The sequence below is a fragment of the Enterobacter sp. ENT02 genome, assembly GCF_019219165.1.
GTDB lineage: Bacteria > Pseudomonadota > Gammaproteobacteria > Enterobacterales > Enterobacteriaceae > Enterobacter > Enterobacter mori.
The window spans coordinates 946,890-967,636 of record NZ_JAHUWD010000002.1 but is presented as its reverse complement, the minus strand read 5'-3'; the positions used below and the strand labels follow the sequence as shown (position 1 = coordinate 967,636).

General features: G+C 54.5%; 21 protein-coding genes. 8 read left to right on the top strand and 13 right to left on the bottom strand.

All coding sequences use genetic code 11. From position 1 onward, the window contains the following. Positions 1-4: 4 nt before the first annotated feature. The 4 genes from KW829_RS10650 to KW829_RS10635 all read right to left on the bottom strand — a co-directional run bounded on the left by KW829_RS10650 (position 5) and on the right by KW829_RS10635 (position 4,122). Positions 5-190, bottom strand: a complete 186-nt coding sequence (locus KW829_RS10650) for a YnbE family lipoprotein (protein ID WP_120158740.1) — start codon at positions 188-190, stop codon at positions 5-7. Then, on the bottom strand, positions 187-2,826 hold the full coding sequence (locus KW829_RS10645) for a YdbH family protein (RefSeq protein WP_218308182.1): 2,640 nt from the start codon (positions 2,824-2,826) through the stop codon (positions 187-189). Before KW829_RS10645 ends, KW829_RS10650 begins: the two co-directional genes overlap by 4 nt. A gap of 214 nt (positions 2,827-3,040) precedes the next feature. Continuing rightward, complete coding sequence (locus tag KW829_RS10640) at positions 3,041-3,364, bottom strand: hypothetical protein (RefSeq protein WP_218308181.1); 324 nt, start codon at positions 3,362-3,364, stop codon at positions 3,041-3,043. A 2-nt stretch (positions 3,365-3,366) separates the two neighbouring features. Beyond that, complete coding sequence (locus tag KW829_RS10635) at positions 3,367-4,122, bottom strand: DUF4225 domain-containing protein (protein ID WP_218308180.1); 756 nt, start codon at positions 4,120-4,122, stop codon at positions 3,367-3,369. Between the two features lie 364 nt (positions 4,123-4,486). Between KW829_RS10635 and KW829_RS10630 the strand changes: the two genes are divergently transcribed. Then, positions 4,487-5,476: a 2-hydroxyacid dehydrogenase gene (locus KW829_RS10630; RefSeq protein ID WP_216356854.1), complete on the top strand. Its 990-nt coding sequence runs from the start codon at positions 4,487-4,489 to the stop codon at positions 5,474-5,476. Between the two features lie 18 nt (positions 5,477-5,494). Here the strand turns inward: KW829_RS10630 and KW829_RS10625 are convergent, their stop codons facing one another. Further along, on the bottom strand, positions 5,495-6,700 hold the full coding sequence (locus KW829_RS10625) for an MFS transporter (protein WP_218308179.1): 1,206 nt from the start codon (positions 6,698-6,700) through the stop codon (positions 5,495-5,497). A gap of 435 nt (positions 6,701-7,135) precedes the next feature. On the opposite strand from KW829_RS10625, the gene KW829_RS10620 reads away from it, so the two are divergent. Continuing rightward, complete coding sequence (locus tag KW829_RS10620) at positions 7,136-7,828, top strand: MgtC family protein (protein ID WP_371317570.1); 693 nt, start codon at positions 7,136-7,138, stop codon at positions 7,826-7,828. Positions 7,829-7,873: 45 nt separating this feature from the next. Here the strand turns inward: KW829_RS10620 and dcp are convergent, their stop codons facing one another. After that, positions 7,874-9,907 (bottom strand): peptidyl-dipeptidase Dcp, encoded by a 2,034-nt coding sequence (dcp, locus tag KW829_RS10615; protein ID WP_218308177.1) that lies wholly within the window; start codon positions 9,905-9,907, stop codon positions 7,874-7,876. 143 nt (positions 9,908-10,050) lie between these two features. Here dcp and ydfG point away from each other — a divergent pair, with 143 nt between their 5' ends. Both ydfG and KW829_RS10605 read left to right on the top strand, forming a co-directional pair. After that, positions 10,051-10,797, top strand: a complete 747-nt coding sequence (gene ydfG / locus KW829_RS10610; RefSeq protein ID WP_218308176.1) for a bifunctional NADP-dependent 3-hydroxy acid dehydrogenase/3-hydroxypropionate dehydrogenase YdfG — start codon at positions 10,051-10,053, stop codon at positions 10,795-10,797. A gap of 91 nt (positions 10,798-10,888) precedes the next feature. Further along, a complete protein-coding gene (locus KW829_RS10605) occupies positions 10,889-11,575 on the top strand; it encodes a GntR family transcriptional regulator (protein ID WP_218308175.1) in 687 nt (228 codons plus the stop codon). Between the two features lie 34 nt (positions 11,576-11,609). Here the strand turns inward: KW829_RS10605 and KW829_RS10600 are convergent, their stop codons facing one another. Then, a complete protein-coding gene (locus tag KW829_RS10600) occupies positions 11,610-12,041 on the bottom strand; it encodes a universal stress protein (protein ID WP_010430681.1) in 432 nt (143 codons plus the stop codon). A gap of 289 nt (positions 12,042-12,330) precedes the next feature. Here KW829_RS10600 and ydfZ point away from each other — a divergent pair, with 289 nt between their 5' ends. Then, positions 12,331-12,534 (top strand): putative selenium delivery protein YdfZ, encoded by a 204-nt coding sequence (gene ydfZ, locus KW829_RS10595; protein WP_010430680.1) that lies wholly within the window; start codon positions 12,331-12,333, stop codon positions 12,532-12,534. Positions 12,535-12,576: 42 nt separating this feature from the next. Here ydfZ and KW829_RS10590 read toward each other — a convergent pair whose 3' ends face one another. From KW829_RS10590 to KW829_RS10570, 5 genes are all read right to left on the bottom strand, one after another. After that, positions 12,577-14,040 (bottom strand): mannitol dehydrogenase family protein, encoded by a 1,464-nt coding sequence (locus KW829_RS10590; RefSeq protein ID WP_218308174.1) that lies wholly within the window; start codon positions 14,038-14,040, stop codon positions 12,577-12,579. Positions 14,041-14,264: 224 nt separating this feature from the next. Continuing rightward, positions 14,265-15,644 (bottom strand): MFS transporter, encoded by a 1,380-nt coding sequence (locus KW829_RS10585; RefSeq protein WP_218308173.1) that lies wholly within the window; start codon positions 15,642-15,644, stop codon positions 14,265-14,267. 73 nt (positions 15,645-15,717) lie between these two features. Continuing rightward, positions 15,718-16,737 (bottom strand): Zn-dependent oxidoreductase, encoded by a 1,020-nt coding sequence (locus KW829_RS10580; protein ID WP_218308172.1) that lies wholly within the window; start codon positions 16,735-16,737, stop codon positions 15,718-15,720. A gap of 14 nt (positions 16,738-16,751) precedes the next feature. Next, positions 16,752-17,966, bottom strand: coding sequence for a D-mannonate dehydratase ManD (gene manD / locus KW829_RS10575; RefSeq protein WP_218308171.1), 1,215 nt, complete (start codon positions 17,964-17,966; stop codon positions 16,752-16,754). Positions 17,967-18,077: 111 nt separating this feature from the next. Further along, on the bottom strand, positions 18,078-18,404 hold the full coding sequence (locus KW829_RS10570; RefSeq protein WP_010430670.1) for a YnfA family protein: 327 nt from the start codon (positions 18,402-18,404) through the stop codon (positions 18,078-18,080). Between the two features lie 131 nt (positions 18,405-18,535). Between KW829_RS10570 and KW829_RS10565 the strand changes: the two genes are divergently transcribed. Together KW829_RS10565 and speG are read left to right on the top strand one after the other, a co-directional pair. Beyond that, positions 18,536-18,874 (top strand): DUF1283 family protein, encoded by a 339-nt coding sequence (locus KW829_RS10565; protein WP_042714686.1) that lies wholly within the window; start codon positions 18,536-18,538, stop codon positions 18,872-18,874. Next, positions 18,874-19,434: a spermidine N1-acetyltransferase gene (gene speG, locus KW829_RS10560; RefSeq protein WP_042714685.1), complete on the top strand. Its 561-nt coding sequence runs from the start codon at positions 18,874-18,876 to the stop codon at positions 19,432-19,434. The genes KW829_RS10565 and speG overlap by 1 nt, the downstream gene beginning before the upstream one ends. Positions 19,435-19,613: 179 nt before the next feature. Here the strand turns inward: speG and KW829_RS10555 are convergent, their stop codons facing one another. Further along, the gene (locus KW829_RS10555) at positions 19,614-20,324 is read right to left on the bottom strand and encodes a YnfC family lipoprotein (protein ID WP_100167084.1); all 711 of its coding nucleotides are present in this window, start codon (positions 20,322-20,324) and stop codon (positions 19,614-19,616) included. Between the two features lie 104 nt (positions 20,325-20,428). On the opposite strand from KW829_RS10555, the gene KW829_RS10550 reads away from it, so the two are divergent. Beyond that, a complete protein-coding gene (locus tag KW829_RS10550; protein ID WP_100166774.1) occupies positions 20,429-20,722 on the top strand; it encodes a DUF1161 domain-containing protein in 294 nt (97 codons plus the stop codon). Positions 20,723-20,747 lie beyond the last annotated feature (25 nt).

Here is a 20,747-nt window from a genome sequence, read left to right as displayed (position 1 = left end):
GTCCTCAGAACAGATCGCTGCGCGATTTCAGCAGGGTTTCAACATCTTTATCGACCTTAATATGGATCTCGTGTTCGATTTTGACGTTCATGTTGATGGTAATCGGCTCCTTTGGCGCAGCGACTTCAATGCGCGGCGTACAGCCTGTCATCAGCGCGGCAATGGTGAGCACACCAGCCATCTTTTTCATTGTTGTTCCTCACTTTCCTTGCCCGTCGAACTGCGGAGACCCGGTATCGCCGCATGTTGCTCAAACCATGTTTGCAGGTTGTCCCCAAAGCGCAGGCTGCGCCAGAGGGTAAATACGTTCTCTTCGTGGGTGTAATTCAGGTTAACGGAGCTGCTTTTGCCATCAACGCGGCTGGTGCCTTTAATGGTCGCCTTCAGCGTTAATACACCCAGATTATCTACATTGAGTTTTGTCCACGATTGGGAAATTTCCATATAGCGTAACCAGTTAATCGCCGCCCCTGCGACCATATTGTCTTTCACAATGGCATCAGCCGTGTCTTTGTCGAGACGCAGCGTCATCGGCCCCGGATTGGTCAGCCAGCCATCTTTGATGATCCATTTTTCATTGTCCAGCCAGAACGGTAGCGCGCCGCTGACCGGCCCGGACATCGCAAACTGTTTCGGATTGACGGCGCTTACCAGCTCGCTGGACGAGATATTGTCCACGCGAAGCAGTGCCGGATCGTGCTGCGGCATCCTCAACTGCTGCATGGTGATTTTCCCGCCCAACACCTCAACCTTGACGTTGGTGAGCAACAGCGGGTTCTCCTCGCTCCAGGGGTAGTCCCCCTGCAAATCCGCCGTGATATTCCTCGCCGTGACCAGGTTTTGCACCTCGCCAATACGCAATGTGACCGGCCCGCGCGTACCCAGCGACCATGTGCCTTCGCTGAAACGGAACGGCAGGACAAAGTCGATACCGTTAATCTGGTTATCCGGCATCCAGACGCTGCCGGATTTCAGCACCCCGTGTCCGCCCGCCTCAAAGCCCTGACCGGCCGCAGCCGAGAAAGCAACCTGGGCATACAGTTCGCCATCGTGCAGCGTCATTTTCCAGTCTGGTGGGATCAGCGGCTGGAACACGGTGAGCGACTGTTTCGGCCACCAGGCCTGACCACGAAGACGTTCGCCGTCCCAGCGTCCATTGACCTGTACCGGACCAATTTTGTCGGCGTGGAGGTCGCCCTTAAACTGAAAGAGTGTCGGATCGGTGCCATCAACGCTGAAGCTCAGTACCGAAGGCGGCAGTACGCTTCCGCCGGAGAACGTCGTTTGTCCGGCATTCAGCGCCAGAGCGCCGCTAAAGGAGGGTTTGGCCGGATCGCGGTTCCAGCGAACGGGGGTTTCCAGTACCAGGCGCGGCTCGCCTACCGTCATGGTGCCGTACTGGAGTTTGTCAAATCCGGTCGAGAGTTCGGTTAACTCAATAAGCGCGTCGCGCCACTCGCCTTTACCGGCGACATCCCAGCGCGCGTGCATGGGCGTAAAGCTCCCTTTTCCCCAGTAGCGCCACTGCCACAGGCCATTATCTGGTAAAAAGTCGTTGGCCTGACCGTCCAGGTGCAGTTCAAAATCGCCCATTTCATTTTCATGCGCGCGCAGAATGGCCTGAAGTCGGCCATCTACGCCTTTTTGCGTGAGCTTCACGCCCGCCAGCGGCCAGCGGATTTCATCAATATCCAGCGAATCGATAATGCGACCGCGCGAACGCAGCAGCGCGCCAGGTTCAAAGGAAAGCTGCGGATCGTTGAGGCTTCCGGTCAGTTTGGCCGGGAGTTTGGCGTAGAGAATAAGATCGTTTTGTTTCGCCTCGCCGCTCAAGTACAGCGGCATATCGCTGTTTTCCATGCTAAGCGAACCCGGCCCGATATTCAGGACCGCATTACCTTTGCCCGCATCGCCCTGCGTGAGCACATTCAGTCGCCCGGAAACGGTGGCTTTTTCCAGCCCCTGCTGCCAGTTATCAATACGCAGGCCAACACGCCCGCTCAGCGGCAGGCCGGGCAGCGCCCAGTTCCAGCGTCCGTCGCTGATATTCAGCTGTTCGGCGGTAATCTGCCACGGCAGGTCGAGCAGCGGATCGGGATTGTCCCGTGCCATCACCACCAGTTGCCCCTGATTGTCTTCCCAGTCCAGATCGGCATCGACCAGAGAGGTCAACTGTGGCACGTTAAAGGTGGCAACGGCGTGCCCTTTTACCGGCACGCCGTCCGGCACCAGCGGCAGGGTAAATTTCCCGACCAGTTTGACAGGCTGTGCCTGGTCTGGAAGGCGAATATCAAACTGACTGACAGAGAGAGTTTGTCCCCGTAGCTGGCCTTTAATGCTGACCTGTTCGCCTTTATAGGTAATTTCCTGACTGGCGGGAGTGAGTGACGCATGAAGTTCGCCCTCCCACTGCTGCCAGGGGGCAAGAGAAAGACGATGCACCGTCAGCCAGGTATTCGGTAACACAGCCTGCCACTGGGCCAGCGTTTTGGGTGCTACCGTCGACGGCGCAGATTGAGGGAGTTTGCTGAGGCAGACGGAGTTAAGTTCAAGGGTGCCTACATCAAGTTTCCAGCGGCTTGGGTGTGACAATGTCACGTTATCGATACGCGCAATTTCACACTCATCCACCAGATAACGAAGATCGGGGATCACCAGCGCGTGACGGGTGAGTTTTGGGCTTTCCTCGAAAGCGATACGCGTTCCGACGGGGAGCCAGATCCCGGCGAGCGTTGGCACCCACTGGGCGAGCGTCATCAGCAGCGTCAGCGGCACCAAAATCAACAGCAGTAAAAGCGCAATCGCGGCTTTGTATTTACCCTTCATGGGCAGTTAATATCCTGATTTAGCGAAAGAATTAAGCCGACATTGCCGATCATTGTCGCATGTTTGGCAGTTAAGTTGAAGTTAATGCCAAGTTAAGAATAGATGCTGTAATAGTAAGCGGTAATTTTTTTGCTATGCGTAATCTAAAGAATATATCTTCGGTTCAATTGGTTACGCATAAGTACAAGAATAATCACAGAGCAGAGTTGTGAAATTAATACCTGTTCCTTGGCATTGCCAGCAGGTAAAGCATGGCGAATATGAATGACCCCCAATACACTGAGTCGTACCGCCAGGGATCAAAATCAATATGTAAAAAACCGCTAACAAACTCATAGCCGTTGGCAAAAACGTTAATTTGAATGGCTGCAATAGCTATCACAAACAGCGTATAGGCTATGAAAAGAGGATATTTACGAAGCCTGTTGACCTTGAGTTTCCCGAGGTACAAAAAGAAAAAAATGGCAATAGATACAATAAAATAGCATACAGCAGGTAGAATCGGTGGGGTTAATGACAACTCGAACTGTTCCGACATAATTAATTCTCTTTAGCTATTTGGTACATCTGCCAACCTGTGACGCTTCCACTGGTTAAATCCAGAGCCATCGCTGTTTTAGAAGCCTCTTGCCATCCTCTGATATAATCAGATTCGATGTTGCGAAACAGACTCCAGGATTTTTCTCTGGGAGCCAGTACTCTTCTGCCCGCGCCATAGGCAGATAAAGAGATATCAACTACACCATAGACAATATCAGCTTCATTATTCCCATATCCGAGCTTCGCTGCTGCGTACCGATAAGCATCTCTTAGTGTGCCAGACCGATCTTCACGATAGAGAAGATAGTATCCATTTTCATACATGTTGTTTAGCCCATGAGTAATCATAGGTGCACCATACGCAGCACAGGCAAGACCCAGCGAACCGACGCATAAACTAGCGCCCCCATATACTTGCGCCCCACCGGCAACGAAACCGATCTGTTTAAGCGCTATAGTTGTCGTTGTTGTCCGATTTTTTTCAACAACAATGAATAATTTAGCCTTATTGAATGTGAGTAAATCATCCTGTTCCTTAAGATGATGTATCTGTTCATCAAGAAATTGGATCCCGCCTGACCATGTCAAGCAATGCGATTCGATCTCCCTTCTCAGATGAGCAACAAGTTGTTGAGTTTCAAAAAACATGCCAGAGGTACCATAAAGCAAATGCTTTGTGGCAATTCGCTGCGCAAGATTTTCAATCTCTGAGGCTTTCTCCTCGAAATGACTTTTTTCCCGATTATGGTTGTACATTCGGTCTCCCTGTCATTTTAAAACGATAGCAATAATACTACCTTCGATGTTAAGACATTCAAAGAGCTACGTCATTTGAACAGCTAAAGGTAGCCATATTTTCAGGTGTTGGTAAACCACTTACCGAAACATAAGCACTTGTTGTGACTTTTGCTTCCCCCATAGCACCCCTAGAATAAAACGAGCAGATATCTCTGTTGTGCAACTCCTCCTTAAGAAATCAGTGGATATGAATATCATGGAGTTAGGGTGTACATATGCTCTAGAATAATTGATAGAACTTATTGAATTCAATAATATTTTAGAAATTGTAAGATTATTTTAATCATGCTAACGTGAATGCAAAATCACTGGAGAAAGTCTTATGAAACTCGCGGTATATAGCACAAAGCAGTACGACAAAAAGTATCTGCAACATGTTAACGAGGCTTACGGGTTTGAGCTTGAATTTTTCGACTTTCTGCTGTCCGAAAAAACCGCCAAAACGGCGCACGGCTGTGAAGGCGTCTGCATTTTTGTGAACGATGATGGCAGTCGTCCGGTGCTGGAAGAGCTGAAAAAGCATGGGGTGAAGTATATCGCCCTGCGCTGTGCAGGCTTCAATAACGTGGACCTCGACGCGGCGAAGGAACTGGGTCTGAGAGTGGTACGCGTTCCGGCATACTCCCCGGAAGCGGTCGCGGAACATGCCATCGGCATGATGATGTCCCTGAACCGACGTATTCACCGCGCTTATCAGCGCACCCGTGATGCCAACTTCTCGCTGGAAGGCCTGACGGGCTTTACCATGTACGGTAAAACCGCTGGCGTTATCGGCACCGGCAAAATTGGCGTCGCTGCCCTGAGGATCCTGAAAGGCTTTGGTATGCGCCTGCTGGCGTTTGATCCGTACCCAAGCGCAGCCGCGCTGGATCTGGGCGTGGAGTATGTTGATCTGCCGACGCTGTTCTCCCAGTCTGACGTGATCTCCCTGCACTGCCCGCTGACGCCGGAAAACTACCACCTGCTTAACCAGGCGGCGTTTGACCAGATGAAAGATGGCGTGATGATCATCAACACCAGCCGCGGCGGACTGGTTGACTCTCAGGCTGCTATCGAAGCGCTGAAGACCCAGAAAATTGGCGCGCTGGGCATGGACGTGTATGAGAACGAACGCGACCTGTTCTTTGAAGACAAGTCCAACGACGTGATTCAGGACGACGTGTTCCGCCGCCTGTCTGCCTGTCATAACGTGCTGTTTACCGGACACCAGGCGTTTCTGACTGCCGAAGCGTTGATCAGTATTTCAGAAACCACGCTGGGTAACCTGCAGCAGCTGGAAAAAGGTGAAGCCTGCCCTAACGAGCTGGCTTAAGCATTTCGCCGGGTGGGGCTATGCCTCACCCGGCGCAGGTATTTCCCAGGTCCGGTGAGCACATCGCCACCAGAGCAGGACGGCAATAAGGGCAATCGCGCTCAGTACACTGAATGCCGTCGCAAACGAGTAATGACCGGCGATCGTCCCGGTTAACGCCGGGCTCATGGATGCCCCAACCCCCTGCATCAGCATCACCACACTCTGCCCGGCATTGACGTGCCCGCTCCCGCGCAGAAGCACCACAATAAACGACGGTACCACGACGCCCAGGATTCCGGCAGCCAGACCGTCGAGGATTTGTACCGGGATCATCATCAAAGGCGCGTCCGTAGACGCCGCCAGCGCAGCGCGCACCGGCATGACCAGCAGCGCCAGCATAATTAAGCGCCAGTAGCCGTAGCGTTCAACCCGGCCTGCGACCCAAAGTGCGACGGGGATCATCACGGCCTGAGAGATGATGACGGTACCTGCGGCATACAAACCGGGGTTGATCGAGGCGGGTGCGGCAGCAACCCTCATGCTCAGCATCGGCAAAAGCGCAGCGTTCGCAAGGTGGAACAGCAGTAGCGTCAGTCCGGTCACAAATAGCGCGCGGTTTTTAATCAGCACCGCAAAACCGGGCACTGGCAGGTTCGCTGAAGAGGAGAGTCCACGCGCCGCGTCGTTGTCGATGTCTCCGTTGCGGATGGCAAGCAGCGCGCAGAGCGTGAGCAGCGTCGTACAGGTCATCAGCAGGAAAATCCCCCCGACGCCCCAGTACCAGGCAATTCCGCCTGCTATCAGTGCGGTCATGAAATTACCCGCGTGATTAAACGCCTCGTTTTTGCCCATCTGCGCGCTGAACCCGCCCTGACCGGTCAGGCCCAGCGTAATCCCGGCAATCAGCGGCCCCACAAACGCCGCGCAGATGCCGGTGACCATTTGCGAAGCGGCGACAACGCCAGTTTGCTGGCTAAACCAGATCAGCAACGTGCTCAAGGTGATCAAGATGCAGACCAGTGCCAGCACAGAGCGTTTGTTCCGGGAGGTATCGGTGATAAACCCAGCCGGAAGCGTGGCCAGTAATCCAGCCAGCCCACCGGCCGTCATCAGGATGCCGATACCATCGGGGGTCCAGTGGCGTTCAGTCAGAAAGATGCCGAGAAAGGGACCGAGACCATCACGGACATCGGCAATGAAAAAACTTGTCAGGCATAACGCCCGCAGCGAACGAAGAGACATACTTCCTGCCTTTGCATGTTATCGCCTGTAGTGAACAGAATGCAGTATACGGGATAGCGTTGAAAATCAGATGACGGCTCAAAAAAAACGTTTTTCCTGAACTTAAACGATTCATAAAGAACGCTGCTTTTTCGCTTTACTCACTATAAAGCGTGATTATACTGGCAAGAAATTTTACAGGAGCCCTTCGTTGGAAAGTCATTTTATAGTGAATACGAAGGTAAGCTAACGCGATATTTTCGCTGCTTACCCTCACGGTGGGCAGCAATCCCCTTTCAGCGATTGCATCCCGACACAATACGTACCGCTTAATTTGTGGGTAATCGCGATGTTTATGTTTAATAACACCCTCTTCCCGCCACCTTCGTCCTGACAGACATAGCGTTTAACGGTGTCACTGTGCTTTACGCCGCACTGATGCTTCTTATTTGAAATATGTTAACAGGCGACAAGCTTATGTTCCCTTATATCTCTCATCTGCTCGCAGCGATGCTGCTGGGCGCGATTATTGGCGCGGAAAGACAATGGCGTCAGCGAATGGCCGGGCTTAGAACCAATGCTCTGGTTGCCACCGGCGCTGCGGTGTTTATTTTGAGTTCCGTATCCACCTCGCCCGATAGCCCAGGACGCATCGCGGCGCAGATTGTTTCCGGAATAGGATTTCTTGGGGCTGGCGTGATCATGCGTGAAGGAATGAATATTCGTGGGTTAAATACCGCCGCAACGCTGTGGTGCTCTGCCGGTATAGGCGTATTATGCGGATTAGGCCAGTTCTGGAACGCCGCCATGGCCAGCTTAATTATTCTGTGCGCCAACATATTGCTTCGCGAAGCCGCTCAGCGCATTAATCAGCTTCCTGCGGTTCATGAGGGTGAGAAATGCTACATCCTGAAAATCACCTGCAGTGATGAACATGGTGACGTCGTACGGCAGCGCGTGGTAAATATGGCAAAAGAGTTGACGTTAGGCCTGAAAGCGATTTCTTCAGCTACGACGGAAATAACAGGAACCACGGAAATACGGGCCGAAGTCATGACCCGCGAGGAATATCGAAAATTACTCGATTTGATTATGGGCAACATTGGTGGGAATAAAATTATCGCCTCCGTAAGCTGCCAGGCTATATAAAAAAACCGGGCATCGCGCCCGGTTCTATATTCAGCAAAATTCACGCTACTCGTTTAACCCGCGATTTTCCAGCATAGGCTCAATCTTCGGATCGTGCCCACGCCAGTTACGGTACAGTTCAGCTAAATCCGTACTGTTACCACGGGACAAAATCGCCTCGCGGAATTTCTGTCCATTTTCGCGAGTCAAACCACCCTGCTCGACAAACCACTGATAGCCGTCGTCGGCCAGCATCTGCGTCCACAGGTAGGCGTAATACCCTGCCGCGTAGCCCCCGCCAAAAATATGGGCAAAATAGCTGCTGCGATAGCGCGGTGGCACGGCGGGCAGATCCAGCCCCTCTTTTTTCAACGCTGCCGCTTCAAAATCTTCTACGCTCGAAACGGCTGCACCGATGCCGTGCCAGTTCATATCCAGCAGCGCGGCCCCCAGCAGTTCCGTCATGTCATAGCCCTTGTTGAAATGCGTCGCGTTGAGCATGCTTTCCCGCAGCGCGTCCGGCATCGGTTCGCCGGTTTCGTAATGGCGGGCGTAGTGGGTAAATACCTGCGGATGGCTGGCCCAGTGCTCGTTGATTTGCGACGGGAATTCAACGAAGTCACGCGGGGTATTGGTACCGGACAGCGTGGCGAAACGCTGGCTGGCAAACAGTCCGTGCAGCGTATGGCCAAACTCGTGGAAGAGGGTTATCACGTCGTCCCAGGAAAGAAGCGCAACGCCGCCGTTAGCCGGCTTTTGGTAGTTACAGACGTTGTAGATCACCGGACGGGCGGCAAACTCGAAAGATTGCTCGACGAAATTCCCCATCCACGCCCCGCCCTGCTTGGAATCGCGAGCAAAGAAGTCGCCGTAAAACAGCGCCATACCTTCACCCGTGTGGTCGAAAATCTCCCATACGCGGACGTCCGGGTGATAAACCGGAATATCGAAGCGCTCGACGAAGCGGATGCCAAACAGCTGGCTTGCCGCCCAAAATACGCCATCCTGCAGCACGGTGTTGAGCGCGAAATAGGGCCGGATTTGCGACTCATCGAGGGCATATTTTGCCTGGCGCACGCGCTCCGCGTAAAAAGCCCAGTCCCAGGCCTGCACGGTGAAACCATCCTGCTCGTCATTAATGACCTTCTGAATATCGGCCTGCTCGCGTTCCGCACGCGCACGGGCGGCCGGCACAATGCCGCGCATAAATTCCAGCGCGGCCTCCGGGGATTTCGCCATCTGGTCGGCGGTACTCCAGCTGGCGTAATCGTCAAATCCGAGCAGCCGGGCCTGCCGCGCACGCAGCGCCGTGAGGCGAAGGATCAGCTCGCGAGTGTCGTTTTCATCCCCTTTCTGGGTACGCGTCCAGCCTGCGTTGAACAGGTTTTCGCGCGTCTGACGATTACGCAGCGCTGAAAGCGCGGGCTGCTGGGTGGTGTTCAGGAGCGGGATCAGCCAGCGATCCTTTAGCCCTCGATCCGCGGCAGCCTGCGCAGCATCAGCGATCTCAGCGGCGCTCAGCCCATCAAGCTGGTGCGCATAATCCACCACCAGCCCGCCCGTCTTATCGGCAGCCAGCAGACGCTGATTAAACTGGCTGGTCAGGGAGGCCGCCTCGGTATTCAGCGCCTTCAGCTCGGCCTTTTCCGTTTCATTCAGACGCGCACCGGCCAAAATAAACCGCTGGAATGTCTCCTCGACCAGCCGACGAGATTCAGCGTCCAGCGCAGCACGATCCTGCCAGACGCTCTCCACGCGGGCGAAAAGGGTGTCATTCAGCCAGATATCGTTCGCCAGCGCGGCAAGTTCGGTAGAGAACTGCTCCTCCAGCTCCTGCAGGTACGCATTGGTGTGCGCGGAGGCCATGGCGAAGAATACGCTGTTTACGCGGGAAAGCATGGCGCCGCTTTTCTCCAGCGCCAGCACGGTGTTGGTGAAGTCTGGCGCAACGGCCTGAGCGACAATGGCAGCAATGTCCGCCCGCTTCTGGCGAAGCGCTTCATCGAAGACCGGGCGATAGTGGCTATCGTTAATCTCATCAAAACGCGGCGCCTGATAAGGCAACAGGCTAATGTCAAAAAAAGGGTTATTGGCCGACATCTTTCACTCCTGAGAACGGTATATCTCCCCAGAGTAGGACAGGCAGCCCTGGCCTGCAATGGCGTCATACAAATGTTGCCTTAACGGCGTGCCTGAGAGCGTGCTATGTTAATACAACACAAAAAGCGTTGAGGAACAGTGAGATGATTATTTTAGTTACCGGGGCGACAGCGGGTTTTGGTGAAAGCATCACGCGTCGCTTCGTCGCCAACGGACACAAGGTGATTGCGACCGGTCGCCGTCAGGAGCGCCTGCAGGAGCTGAAAGATGAGTTAGGTGACAGCATCCTGACCGCGCAGCTGGACGTGCGTAACCGCGCGGCTATTGAAGAGATGATTGCTAATCTGCCAGCAGAATGGCGCGCCATCGACGTGCTGGTTAACAATGCCGGTCTGGCGCTGGGCATGGAGCCCGCCCACAAAGCCAGCGTTGAAGACTGGGAAAACATGATCGACACCAACAACAAAGGGCTGGTGTATATGACCCGCGCCGTGCTGCCGGGTATGGTCGAGCGCAACCGCGGTCACATCATCAACATCGGCTCGACTGCCGGGAGCTGGCCTTACGCGGGCGGCAACGTCTATGGCGCGACGAAAGCGTTTGTGCGTCAGTTCAGCCTTAACCTGCGCACCGACCTGCACGGCACCGCCATTCGCGTCACCGATATCGAGCCAGGCCTGGTGGGTGGGACCGAGTTCTCGAACGTGCGTTTTAAAGGCGATGACGTGAAAGCGGACAAAACCTACGAAAACGCCAATGCCCTGACGCCAGAAGACATCACTGAAACAGTCTGGTGGGTGGCGACGCTGCCAAAACACGTCAACATCAACACCGTTGAGATGATGCCAGTCAGCCAGAGCTTTGCCGGACTTAGCGTCCATAGAGGCTAATTAGGCCCTTCCCGGCCTGCGGGCCGGGTATGTGATGGCAGGCAAAAGAATGGTAGTATGTTCAGGTTAACTCTCTGAGAAATCGCAACCCATGGCCGCTGAATCACAACTCAATCCTACCCAGCCCGTTAACCAGCAAATCTATCGTATTTTACGACGCGATATCGTCCACTGCCTGATCCCGCCGGGAACGCCGCTCTCTGAAAAAGAGGTCTCGGTGCGTTTTGACGTGTCCCGTCAGCCGGTGCGTGAGGCGTTTATCAAACTTGCTGAAAATGGCCTGATTCAGATCCGCCCCCAGCGAGGCAGCTATGTAAATAAGATTTCCCTTTCGCAAGTCCGTAATGGCTGTTTCGTCCGCCAGGCCATTGAATGCGCAGTTGCACGTCGCGCCGCAGCGCTTATCGATAACAACCAGTGTTACCTGCTGGAGCAAAACCTGCATCAGCAGCGGATTGCGATTGACCGTAAGCAGCTCAACGACTTCTTCCAGCTTGATGACGAATTCCACCAGAAACTGGCGCAAATTGCGGATTGTCAGCTGGCGTGGGATACCATCGAAAACATCAAAGCCACCATCGACCGCGTGCGCTACATGAGCCTTGACCATGTTTCCCCGCCGGAAATGCTGCTCCGCCAACACCATGATATTTTCAGCGCGCTGGAAAAACGCGACGCGGACGGCGTGGAAAACGCGATGACGCTGCATCTGCAGGAAATTAGCGAATCGGTCCAGCTAATCCGCCAGGAAAATAGCGAGTGGTTTAGCGAAGAATAATATTCGCCGCCACCTTTCGGGTGCGGCGATGTGATTAGCGAACGACTAATACCGGAATCGTGGCGTAGCGCAGAATAGATTCCGCGTTTGACCCCAGCAGATGGGTGGTGATGCTCGGGTTTTTCGATCCGATGACAATAACGTCATACTCCCCTTCTTTGCTGAGCTTGATAATTTCATCACGCACGTTGCCAAAGCATACTTTGCAGTGAATATCATTCGGCGAAATATCGAAGAGCCGCTTTAACGCCGTCATTTTTTTCTCAGACTCCGCGGTCATATACTCTTCAAACTTCTTTATGTCCGCGTTGAATCCGCGCAGCAGCGAGCGGCTGCTGTTAGGCAGAATGTTGACCAGGGTAATCGACGCGCCTTCGGCTTTTGCCAGATTGGCCGCGTGGCGTACCGCTTTATCGCTCAAGTCCATTTCAAACACGTCTACAGGCATCAATATTTTCTTGTACATAAGCCTGACTCCTTATTCCGATGAGAGGATTATTTCCTGACTCAAGAGTGCCATTGGCAATATAAACAAACCCTCAACGCTTGCAGGGTGAAATTATCCATTTAGGAAAATAATTGTCGGCTTTGTAAATTACCGTCCGGAACCGTCAGCGGGCTGCACTGGGGATGAAAAAAGTGTGACTTTGATCAAAAGCAAATAATTTATGCGGCGAGAGGCGTATTAATAATGCCCGTGAACGGCAGAAGGTAAAAATAGTGCCGTAGCGAAGAGTAAGAGAGGAGAAAATACCATGATGACATACGACCGTAACCGTAACGCCATAACCACCGGCAGCCGGGTCATGATTAGCGGCACCGGCCGCACCGGCGTGATTAAAGCGATTCACAGTGAGGGGCTGGACGCCGCGCAGGTGCGCCGCAGCAAAACGGTTGAAGTGGAAGGAAGTGAAGGTAGGTACGAACCGATCGAACTGATTCGTCTGGGAATGCACTAAGCGTGCAGGTTCATGCCGCCGCCAGCGGCGGCATGAAATAAATTACGGTTGTACCGCGTACTGCGCCACTGTGGCTTTCGCGCCTTTATCCAGCAGCGTTTGATAGGCCTCCATCACCGCATTCACAAACACGGCATCCTGCGGCAGTTCGTTTCCAAAAATGGCTTCAATGCCCAACAGCGCCTTAACGCGACTTTGCCCCTCTGCGCTTCCCTTTACTGCCGCCTGAATCACCGCCAGCTGCGGGTCGCTCACCTCAATGGCATTACCCTGCTCGTCCACACCGCCGACGTAACGCATCCAGCCGGCCACGCCCAGCGCCAGCAGCGGGAAAGGCTTCTGGTGCACCCGGTGCCAGCGCACAGAGTCCAGCATACGCTGCGGCAGCTTCTGGCTGCCGTCCATCGCGATCTGCCAGGTGCGGTGACGCAGTGCCGGGTTGCTGTAGCGCGCAATCAGCAGGTCAGCATAATGGCCTAAATCAACGCCTTTCACTTTCAGCGTGGGAGCCTGCTCTTTTAGCATCAGCGCGTGCGCGGCTACACGGTAGTTTTCATCTTCCATGCAGTCGTTGATGTGCTGATACCCCGCCAGATAGCCGAGATAGGCCAGGAACGAGTGGCTGCCGTTGAGCATACGCAGCTTCATCTCTTCGAACGGGATGACATCTGCAACCAGCTCGGCACCTGCTTTTTCCCACTGCGGACGGCCAGCAACAAAGTTGTCTTCGATAACCCACTGGCGGAACGGCTCGCAGGCCACGCCTGCCGGATCGCGCACGCCGGTCAACTGCTCGATTTTATCCAACGTATCGGCGGTGACTGCAGGCACAATGCGATCCACCATCGTTGACGGGAAGGTGACGTTGGCTTCTATCCAGTCCGCCAGTTCGCCGTCTACGGCGCGCGCGTAGGCGCAGGTTACGTTACGCATGACGTGACCATTCTCCGGCATGTTGTCGCAGGACATTACGCTGAAAGCAGGCAGACCCGCCGCTTTACGACGCGCCAGCGCTTCAACCACGACGCCAGGGGCAGATTTCGGCTGAAGCGGGTTTTCCAGGTCGGCGGCGATTAACGGATGATCGAGCATCAGTTGTCCGGTCGCCGGGGAGTGGCAGTAGCCTTTCTCGGTGATGGTCAGGGAGACAATGGCGACCTGAGGTTCACACATCGCCGCCAGCACGGTTTCCAGCCCATCAACCTGCGCGTGCAGTGCTTTTTTGACCACGCCGACGACGCGCGAAGTCCATGCATCGGCAGACATCTCCGCGACGGTGTAGAGGTTATCCTGCGCATTGAGATCGGCAATTTGCTGTTCGCCACCAATCAGATTCACTTCGCAGTATCCCCAGTCGCTGCCGTGTTCAGCCGCCAGAATATCGGTATAAACTGCCTGATGCGCACGGTGAAATGCGCCAAACCCTAAATGAACAATGCGCGCTTTGAGGCTGCCGCGATCGTACTGAGGCAGCGTCGCTTTCGCCTGTAATAACCGGTTTTCCATGATTGAGACTCGTTAATTAATGAAAGCTGCGATCCGCTGCCGCTCTCCTTGCGAAGCGGCAGCGCCTGCTGACTACACCAACTAGAATGGCAGTTGGGGTAAAAAAATAACTGCCATCAACCATACTGATACTTCAATTTCAGATATTGATTTATATTAACTTTTGTCCATGTGGTGTGACATGATCGAAAAGTTATGTGACAAGTCACTCAGGATATAAACCATTAACGTCGTGACGAGAGTGCGCCATAGCCAACTGATTCGCGCGGGGGCGCTTCCGCCGCATCTTCTGCCGCGCTCAAGTCACGGTCACGCACTTCCGGCATCAGGATTGCCGAGACCAGCCCAATCACGGAATAGGCCACCAGCATGGCGACAATCGGCCACCAGGATCCGGTCATGTTGCAGAAGATCCCCGCCAGTACCGGACCAAAGCCCACCGCCACCAGCCCGCCCGCCTCTTTGGAGATAGCCATGCGGGTAAAGCGATTACGTGAGCCAAACATCTCTGCCATGGTGATGTTTTCCAGCGCAAACAGCCCCAGTACCGAAATGTTATGAATGACGATAATGGAAAGCATGATTGTCCCCGGCGCGTAGCTCTTATCGACGATAATCGACAACATGGGGTAAGCCAAAAGAATGGCGGAGGTGTTAACGATGATGTACGGCAGCCGACGCCCTACCTTGTCAGACAGCCAGCCCAGTAGAGGAATGGTGATGAACCCGAGGACAGAGCTAATCATCAGTGCATCGGTGGGAATTGCCTTATCGAACAGCAGCGTCTGTACCAGATAGCCCGCCAGGAACGTCTGAATCAGACCCGAGTTACCCGCCTGTCCGAAGCGCAGCCCGGTTGCCAGCCAGAAGGATTTGCTTTTGAACATCGCACCCAGGGCGTTTTCCTGGGCAGCCACCGGCGAGACAGTTTCTGCGTCGTTCACTTTCTCAAAGACCGGGCTTTCCTTGAGATTCATACGCAGCCAGATGGCGAAAATCATCACCACGACACTGGCGAGGAAAGGTACGCGCCAGCCCCAGGCGACAAGTTCTTCACGGTCGAGGGCAAAGAACATGACAGCCCAGATGGCCGTTGCGCTTAGCGTCCCGCAGTTGGTCCCCATCGCCACCAGCGAGGAGATAATGCCGCGTTTCCCCTTCGGAGCGTATTCCGCGAGCATCGTGCCAGCGCCAGATATCTCCGCGCCAGCGCCCAGCCCCTGAATAATGCGCAGCGTCACCAGCAGGACCGGCGCGAAAATCCCAATCTGCGCGTAGGTCGGCAGCACGCCAATCAGCGTGGTGCAGATCCCCATCATGGTGATGGTAATGAACAGCACCTTTTTACGGCCAATGCTGTCACCCATTCTGCCGAAGATGAAAGCCCCGACGATACGCGCGATATAGCCCGCACCGTAGGTCCCCATCGCCAGAATCAGCGCCATCGCGGCAGACTGTTCCGGGAAGAAGATTTCGTGGAATACCAGGGCGGCACCCAGCGAATAAAGCTGGAAATCCATAAACTCCAGCGCGGTGCCCAGCCAGCCGGAAACGGCAGCTTTCACCAGATCGGAGGTGGTTCGTTGAGGTTGTGCTTGCGTCATAATGGCTATCTCTAAAAGGTAAGATGCGTACCACACAGAGCCTGTCTGCGCAGGCTCTTAACCGCGTGCTTTATTATTGACCGAACGTGAGCAAGACTTTGCAGCACTGCCGCTGGTCTTTTTCAAACAGTTCGATGGCGTCTGTTACGTGGTGATAGTCAAAGGTATGGGTGATCAGTTTTTCCGGGTCGATCAGCCCCTTTTCCAGCCAGTCAATCACGACCGGGAATTTGTTGGCGTTGAGGCGCGAAGAGAAGATCGCCAGTTCTTTGCCGGTGATGCCCTGCTGCACAATCTGGCTCGGCTCGCTGGAGAAGCCCATCAGCACGATGCGCGCCGCCGGGGAGGCCAGGGTAATGGCTTCCTGTAAAATCGATGGATGACAGGCGGCATCAATGATTAACGTCGGTTTGATGCCTCTTTCTTCCAGTACGGCCTGCAGCGACTGCTCGCCGTTGTTAAAGACCCAGTCCGCGCCGCTGCGCTGAGCCATTGCCAGCCGCTCATCAATGCGGTCGACGACGATAACCTGCTTCACCTTATAAACGCCCTTCAGCGCCTGCACGGTGACCAGCCCCATCGGGCCCGCACCGTAAATCAGCGCAATATCCTGTTCGGTGGGTTTCGCCTGCCCCGTCACGTTGGCGGCAATGGTGAAGGGTTCAACCATGACGGCGTGTTTATCCGGGATCGCATCCGGGATCGGCCAGGCATTTTTAGCGGGCACTGCCGCATATTCGCTGAAGCCGCCGTCGCGGTGGACGCCCAGTACCACCAGTGAGGTGCAGACGTTCGGTTTCCCGACGGAACACGGGTAGCAGTGTCCGCAGCTGATCACCGGATCAACCGAGACGCGCTGACCCAGTCGCGCGCTGTCGACGCCTTCGCCCACGGCGTCAATCACGCCGAAGAACTCGTGGCCGATCACGCGCGGATATTTCGCAAACGGATTATGTCCACGGTAGATATGGCTGTCTGAACCGCAAATCCCTGCCAGCATGATTTTGACGCGGACTTCCCCTGCGCCTGGCTCCAGGCGTGGACGCTCTTCAATCACCAGCTGGTTCGGCTGTTGAATCACTACGCTTTTCATCGTTCGTTCCTCGGTTACCAGTTCCACAGCGTGCCGTCTTCAAGACGGGCCACCGGCAGATAGGCCGGGTCATAGGGGTATTTCGCGGCCAGTTTTTCATCAAACTCAATGCCCAGCCCCGGTTTGTCGCCCGGATGCATGTAGCCATTATCAAAGCGCCAGCTGTGGGGGAAGACGTCCAGCATCTGTTCGGAGTAGCCCATGTATTCCTGCACGCCGAAATTCGGCACCCACAGGTCGAAATGCAGCGCGGCGGCGTGACAGATTGGCGACAGATCGGACGGTCCGTGCGAGCCGGTGCGCACCTGGTAGAGCGAGGCGAAGTCTGCAATGCGGCGCATCCCGGTGATCCCGCCCGCGTGAGTGATGGTGGTGCGGATATAGTCGATAAGCTGCTCTTCAATCAGCTGCTTGCAGTCCCAGATGCTGTTGAACACCTCACCCACCGCAATTGGCGTGACGGTATGCTGGCGGATCAGGCGGAAGCATTCCTGATTTTCCGCAGGCGTTGGGTCTTCCATCCAGAACATGCGGAACTCTTCAATGCTCTTGCCGAAGCGCGCCGCTTCGATTGGCGTCAGGCGATGGTGCATGTCGTGCAGGAGATGTTCGTTGAAACCGAATTGACTGCGCACCGCGTCGAACAGCTTTGGTGTGAAATCGAGGTATTTCTCAGTGGACCAGAGCTGCTCTTCTGGCCAGTCGCCTTTGGTGGCAGGTTCGTAGGCAAGGCCTTTCCCTTTGGACATGCCGTAAGTGGTTTTCATGCCCGGCACGCCGCACTGCACGCGGATCGCCTTAAAGCCCATCTCTTTATGACGGGCGTAATCTTCCAGCACGTCGTCAATGGTGTGTCCGGTGGTGTGGCAGTAGACCATTACCCCTTCACGGGATGCGCCGCCCAGCAGCTGATAGAGCGGCATGTTGGCCGCTTTCGCTTTGATATCCCAGAGCGCCATATCAACGGCGGAGATGGCCGACATGGTGACCGGGCCGCGACGCCAGTAAGCCCCTTTATAGAAAAACTGCCAGATGTCCTCGATGCGGTGGGCATCACGGCCAATCAGCTGGGGACAGAGGTGATCTTTCAAATAGGACGCTACAGAGAGTTCGCGTCCGTTCAGGGTGGCGTCGCCAAGACCCACGAGCCCCTCATCAGTGGTGATTTTGAGGGTGACAAAGTTACGCCCTGGGCAGGTGACAAAGACTTCAGCCCCGACAATCTTCATAATCCATTTCCTTACATCGCATGTTGTGATGCAGGAAATTTACGCAATTATGCAACTACCATACAAGTATATTGATCATAATATCAGCGAGCGATCACAAAATCAGAGCGCTCAGGTGCGCCCCCATCCCGCCACGATGATCAGCATCCCGCAGAGCGCAACCAGGGCACCGGCCCAGTCATAGACGCTGAGTTTGACCCCATCCACGACGCGTAGCCACAGCAGCGCAGTACAGACATAGACACCGCCGTACGCGGCGTAGACGCGTCCGCTCGCGGCCGGATGCAGTGTTAACAGCCAGACGAACAGCGCCAGCGCAACAGCCGCGGGGATGAGCAGCAACACGGATGCCCCCTTCTTCAGCCAAAGCCAGGGCAAGAAGCAACCGATGATTTCGCAGAGCGCGGTGGCAAAAAAAAGCAGCGTGGTTTTGAACATAATTCTCTTCTGGTGAGGATTGATTTAACCATCTTACCCGATGATAACCGCGGGTATGACGCTATCTCGCTTTGGTGTAGAATCTGAACAGGGTAACGTGATTATCTGCCCCCCATTAAAAAGGAAACGCTATGACTACATTAAGCAAACGCCTTTGTCTGACCGCCGCGCTGGCGCTGTCAACGCTCGCTTTCACCGCGACGGCGACAGCCGAAACCAGCAAGCTGATTATTGAATCCGGCGATAGCGCACAGAGCCGTCAGAACGCGGCGATGGACAAAGAACAATGGAATGACACTCGCAGCCTTCGTCAGAAGGTCAACACGCGTGCCGAGAAAGAGTGGGACAAAGAAGATGTCGCTTTCGACGCGCGTGATAAGTGCCAGCAAAGTGCCAACGTCAACGCCTACTGGGAGCCAAACACCTTGCGCTGCCTGGATCGCCGCACTGGCCGCACGGTTGCACCCTGATGCCAGCACTGTATGACATTAAGCTTCGCCCGCTGGAGCGTGAAGATCTCCGTTTCGTCCACCAGCTCGACAACAATGCCAGCGTGATGCGCTACTGGTTCGAAGAGCCTTACGAGGCCTTCGTCGAGCTGTCGGATCTTTACGATAAGCACATTCACGATCAGAGCGAACGCCGTTTTGTGGTGGAGTGTGAAGGTGAAAAAGCCGGTCTGGTCGAGCTGGTGGAGATCAACCACGTTCACCGTCGGGCGGAGTTTCAGATCATCATTTCGCCTGAGCACCAGGGGAAAGGTCTTGCCTCACGGGCGGCAAAGCTGGCGATGGATTACGGATTCAACGTCCTGAACCTCTATAAGCTTTATCTCATCGTGGATAAAGAGAACGAGAAAGCGATCCATATCTACCGCAAGCTGGGCTTTATGGTGGAAGGTGAACTGATTCACGAGTTCTTTATCAACGGCGAATACCGAAACACCATCCGTATGTGCATCTTCCAGCACCAGCACCTGGCCGGACACAAGCCGTCAGGCGCCAGCCTGCTGAAACCTACCGCGCAATGAGATTAATGACAAATCCTGTTATAGGCAGTTGAGCGGTCTTTCTTGCCGGGTGGCGCTATGCTTACCCGGCCTACATTGTGCAAAAATATCAATAGATTGCACGTTTCATTGTAGGCCCGTGCAAGCGTAGCGCCGCCGGGCGAAACGCACAAAATGCACGCTGTCAGCGGTCTGACCGCTCAGTAGTAGTCGATGCTGTTCTGAATGGTGTACTTGCGCTCAACGGCGGGCTTAACGCTGTCATCGGTGATCGTCAGATCGCAACTCACCGGGTTATTATGTCTATCGTAGTCGCAGCTCTGCTTCACATTCCCGAGCGGCTTGTCATTCAACAAACTCACGGCCGAGAAGTCCATTCTTTTGCGCAGATCCTTCGACGGTGTCGACTGTACGGATAAGTGCTGGTCCCCAGAAACGGTGGTTTTGCCCAGCGGATAGCCATCCGCATCGTAGCGGTACTTCACTTCCATCTCCTTGCCGTGCGCCGCGACGACGAATCCATTATCGTCGGTCTCCCACGTCACCCCGGCTGAGGGTAATTCCGCCAGCTGACATTTCCCCTGCAGCTTCACCTTCTGCTGTTGGGTTTCGGCATCCAGGTAGTAATTTGCATCCAGCACCAGCGCCACGCCGGTGTTGTTCTCAAGATCGTGCAGTTCCAGCGTATCAAAGCACCCTTCTGTCGACAGGGTACCGGTCACGCGCTTGGACACTTCACCCTTGTCGTTAAACAGGGTCTGGGTAAAGTCTTTCACCGGACCGCGCAGCGGGTCGAAATCGAATTCATTAGAAAAACTCGCCATCTCAGGCGTATACGACAGCGGCGCGGAGTTGTTGTCGCACCCCACCAGTGTTGCTGCCAGTAGCGTTATCGCTGCGTATTTCTTCACATTTATTACCGTTTCAGAGAGATTATTCCCAATCATATTAGCAAATACAGATGTTTACACGAACCCTGCTAAAATTAATCTCTACACAGAGAAAGGAGCTACAGATGAAACGGTTACCCTGGATTACCGCCCTGCTGTTAATGAGTGCTTCAACCGCCGCGCTGGCGGCACCGGATTCCTGCGAGCGCGTGAAAAGCGACATTCAGCAGAAGATCGTCAACAACGGCGTGCCTGAGTCTGGCTTTACGCTGAACATCGTGCCAAACGATCAGGCAGATCAGCCGGATGCGCAGGTGGTTGGGCATTGCGCCAACGACACCTTTAAAATTTTATACACCCGCACAGGAAGTGGCGCTGCCTCTGGGAGCCAGGACAATGCACCGAGTGAACCTCAGTAACTTCCCGCTCAATGTCCATTCATTT

Excerpts from the sequence above, each read along its gene's own strand:
- KW829_RS10650 (WP_120158740.1), bottom strand. The coding sequence starts at position 190 with ATGAAAAAGATGGCTGGTGTGCTCACCATTGCCGCGCTGATGACAGGC.
- KW829_RS10605 (WP_218308175.1), top strand. The coding sequence starts at position 10,889 with ATGGCCGCTGAATCACAACTCAATCCTACCCAGCCCGTTAACCAGCAA.
- manD (WP_218308171.1), bottom strand. The coding sequence starts at position 17,966 with ATGAAGATTGTCGGGGCTGAAGTCTTTGTCACCTGCCCAGGGCGTAAC.
- KW829_RS10550 (WP_100166774.1), top strand. The coding sequence starts at position 20,429 with ATGAAACGGTTACCCTGGATTACCGCCCTGCTGTTAATGAGTGCTTCA.
- KW829_RS10620 (WP_371317570.1), top strand. The coding sequence starts at position 7,136 with ATGTTAACAGGCGACAAGCTTATGTTCCCTTATATCTCTCATCTGCTC.
- ydfG (WP_218308176.1), top strand. The coding sequence starts at position 10,051 with ATGATTATTTTAGTTACCGGGGCGACAGCGGGTTTTGGTGAAAGCATC.
- KW829_RS10580 (WP_218308172.1), bottom strand. The coding sequence starts at position 16,737 with ATGAAAAGCGTAGTGATTCAACAGCCGAACCAGCTGGTGATTGAAGAG.
- KW829_RS10630 (WP_216356854.1), top strand. The coding sequence starts at position 4,487 with ATGAAACTCGCGGTATATAGCACAAAGCAGTACGACAAAAAGTATCTG.
- speG (WP_042714685.1), top strand. The coding sequence starts at position 18,874 with ATGCCAGCACTGTATGACATTAAGCTTCGCCCGCTGGAGCGTGAAGAT.
- KW829_RS10640 (WP_218308181.1), bottom strand. The coding sequence starts at position 3,364 with ATGTCGGAACAGTTCGAGTTGTCATTAACCCCACCGATTCTACCTGCT.
- KW829_RS10645 (WP_218308182.1), bottom strand. The coding sequence starts at position 2,826 with ATGAAGGGTAAATACAAAGCCGCGATTGCGCTTTTACTGCTGTTGATT.
- KW829_RS10565 (WP_042714686.1), top strand. The coding sequence starts at position 18,536 with ATGACTACATTAAGCAAACGCCTTTGTCTGACCGCCGCGCTGGCGCTG.
- KW829_RS10600 (WP_010430681.1), bottom strand. The coding sequence starts at position 12,041 with ATGTACAAGAAAATATTGATGCCTGTAGACGTGTTTGAAATGGACTTG.
- dcp (WP_218308177.1), bottom strand. The coding sequence starts at position 9,907 with ATGTCGGCCAATAACCCTTTTTTTGACATTAGCCTGTTGCCTTATCAG.
- KW829_RS10590 (WP_218308174.1), bottom strand. The coding sequence starts at position 14,040 with ATGGAAAACCGGTTATTACAGGCGAAAGCGACGCTGCCTCAGTACGAT.
- KW829_RS10635 (WP_218308180.1), bottom strand. The coding sequence starts at position 4,122 with ATGTACAACCATAATCGGGAAAAAAGTCATTTCGAGGAGAAAGCCTCA.
- KW829_RS10585 (WP_218308173.1), bottom strand. The coding sequence starts at position 15,644 with ATGACGCAAGCACAACCTCAACGAACCACCTCCGATCTGGTGAAAGCT.
- KW829_RS10570 (WP_010430670.1), bottom strand. The coding sequence starts at position 18,404 with ATGTTCAAAACCACGCTGCTTTTTTTTGCCACCGCGCTCTGCGAAATC.
- KW829_RS10625 (WP_218308179.1), bottom strand. The coding sequence starts at position 6,700 with ATGTCTCTTCGTTCGCTGCGGGCGTTATGCCTGACAAGTTTTTTCATT.
- ydfZ (WP_010430680.1), top strand. The coding sequence starts at position 12,331 with ATGATGACATACGACCGTAACCGTAACGCCATAACCACCGGCAGCCGG.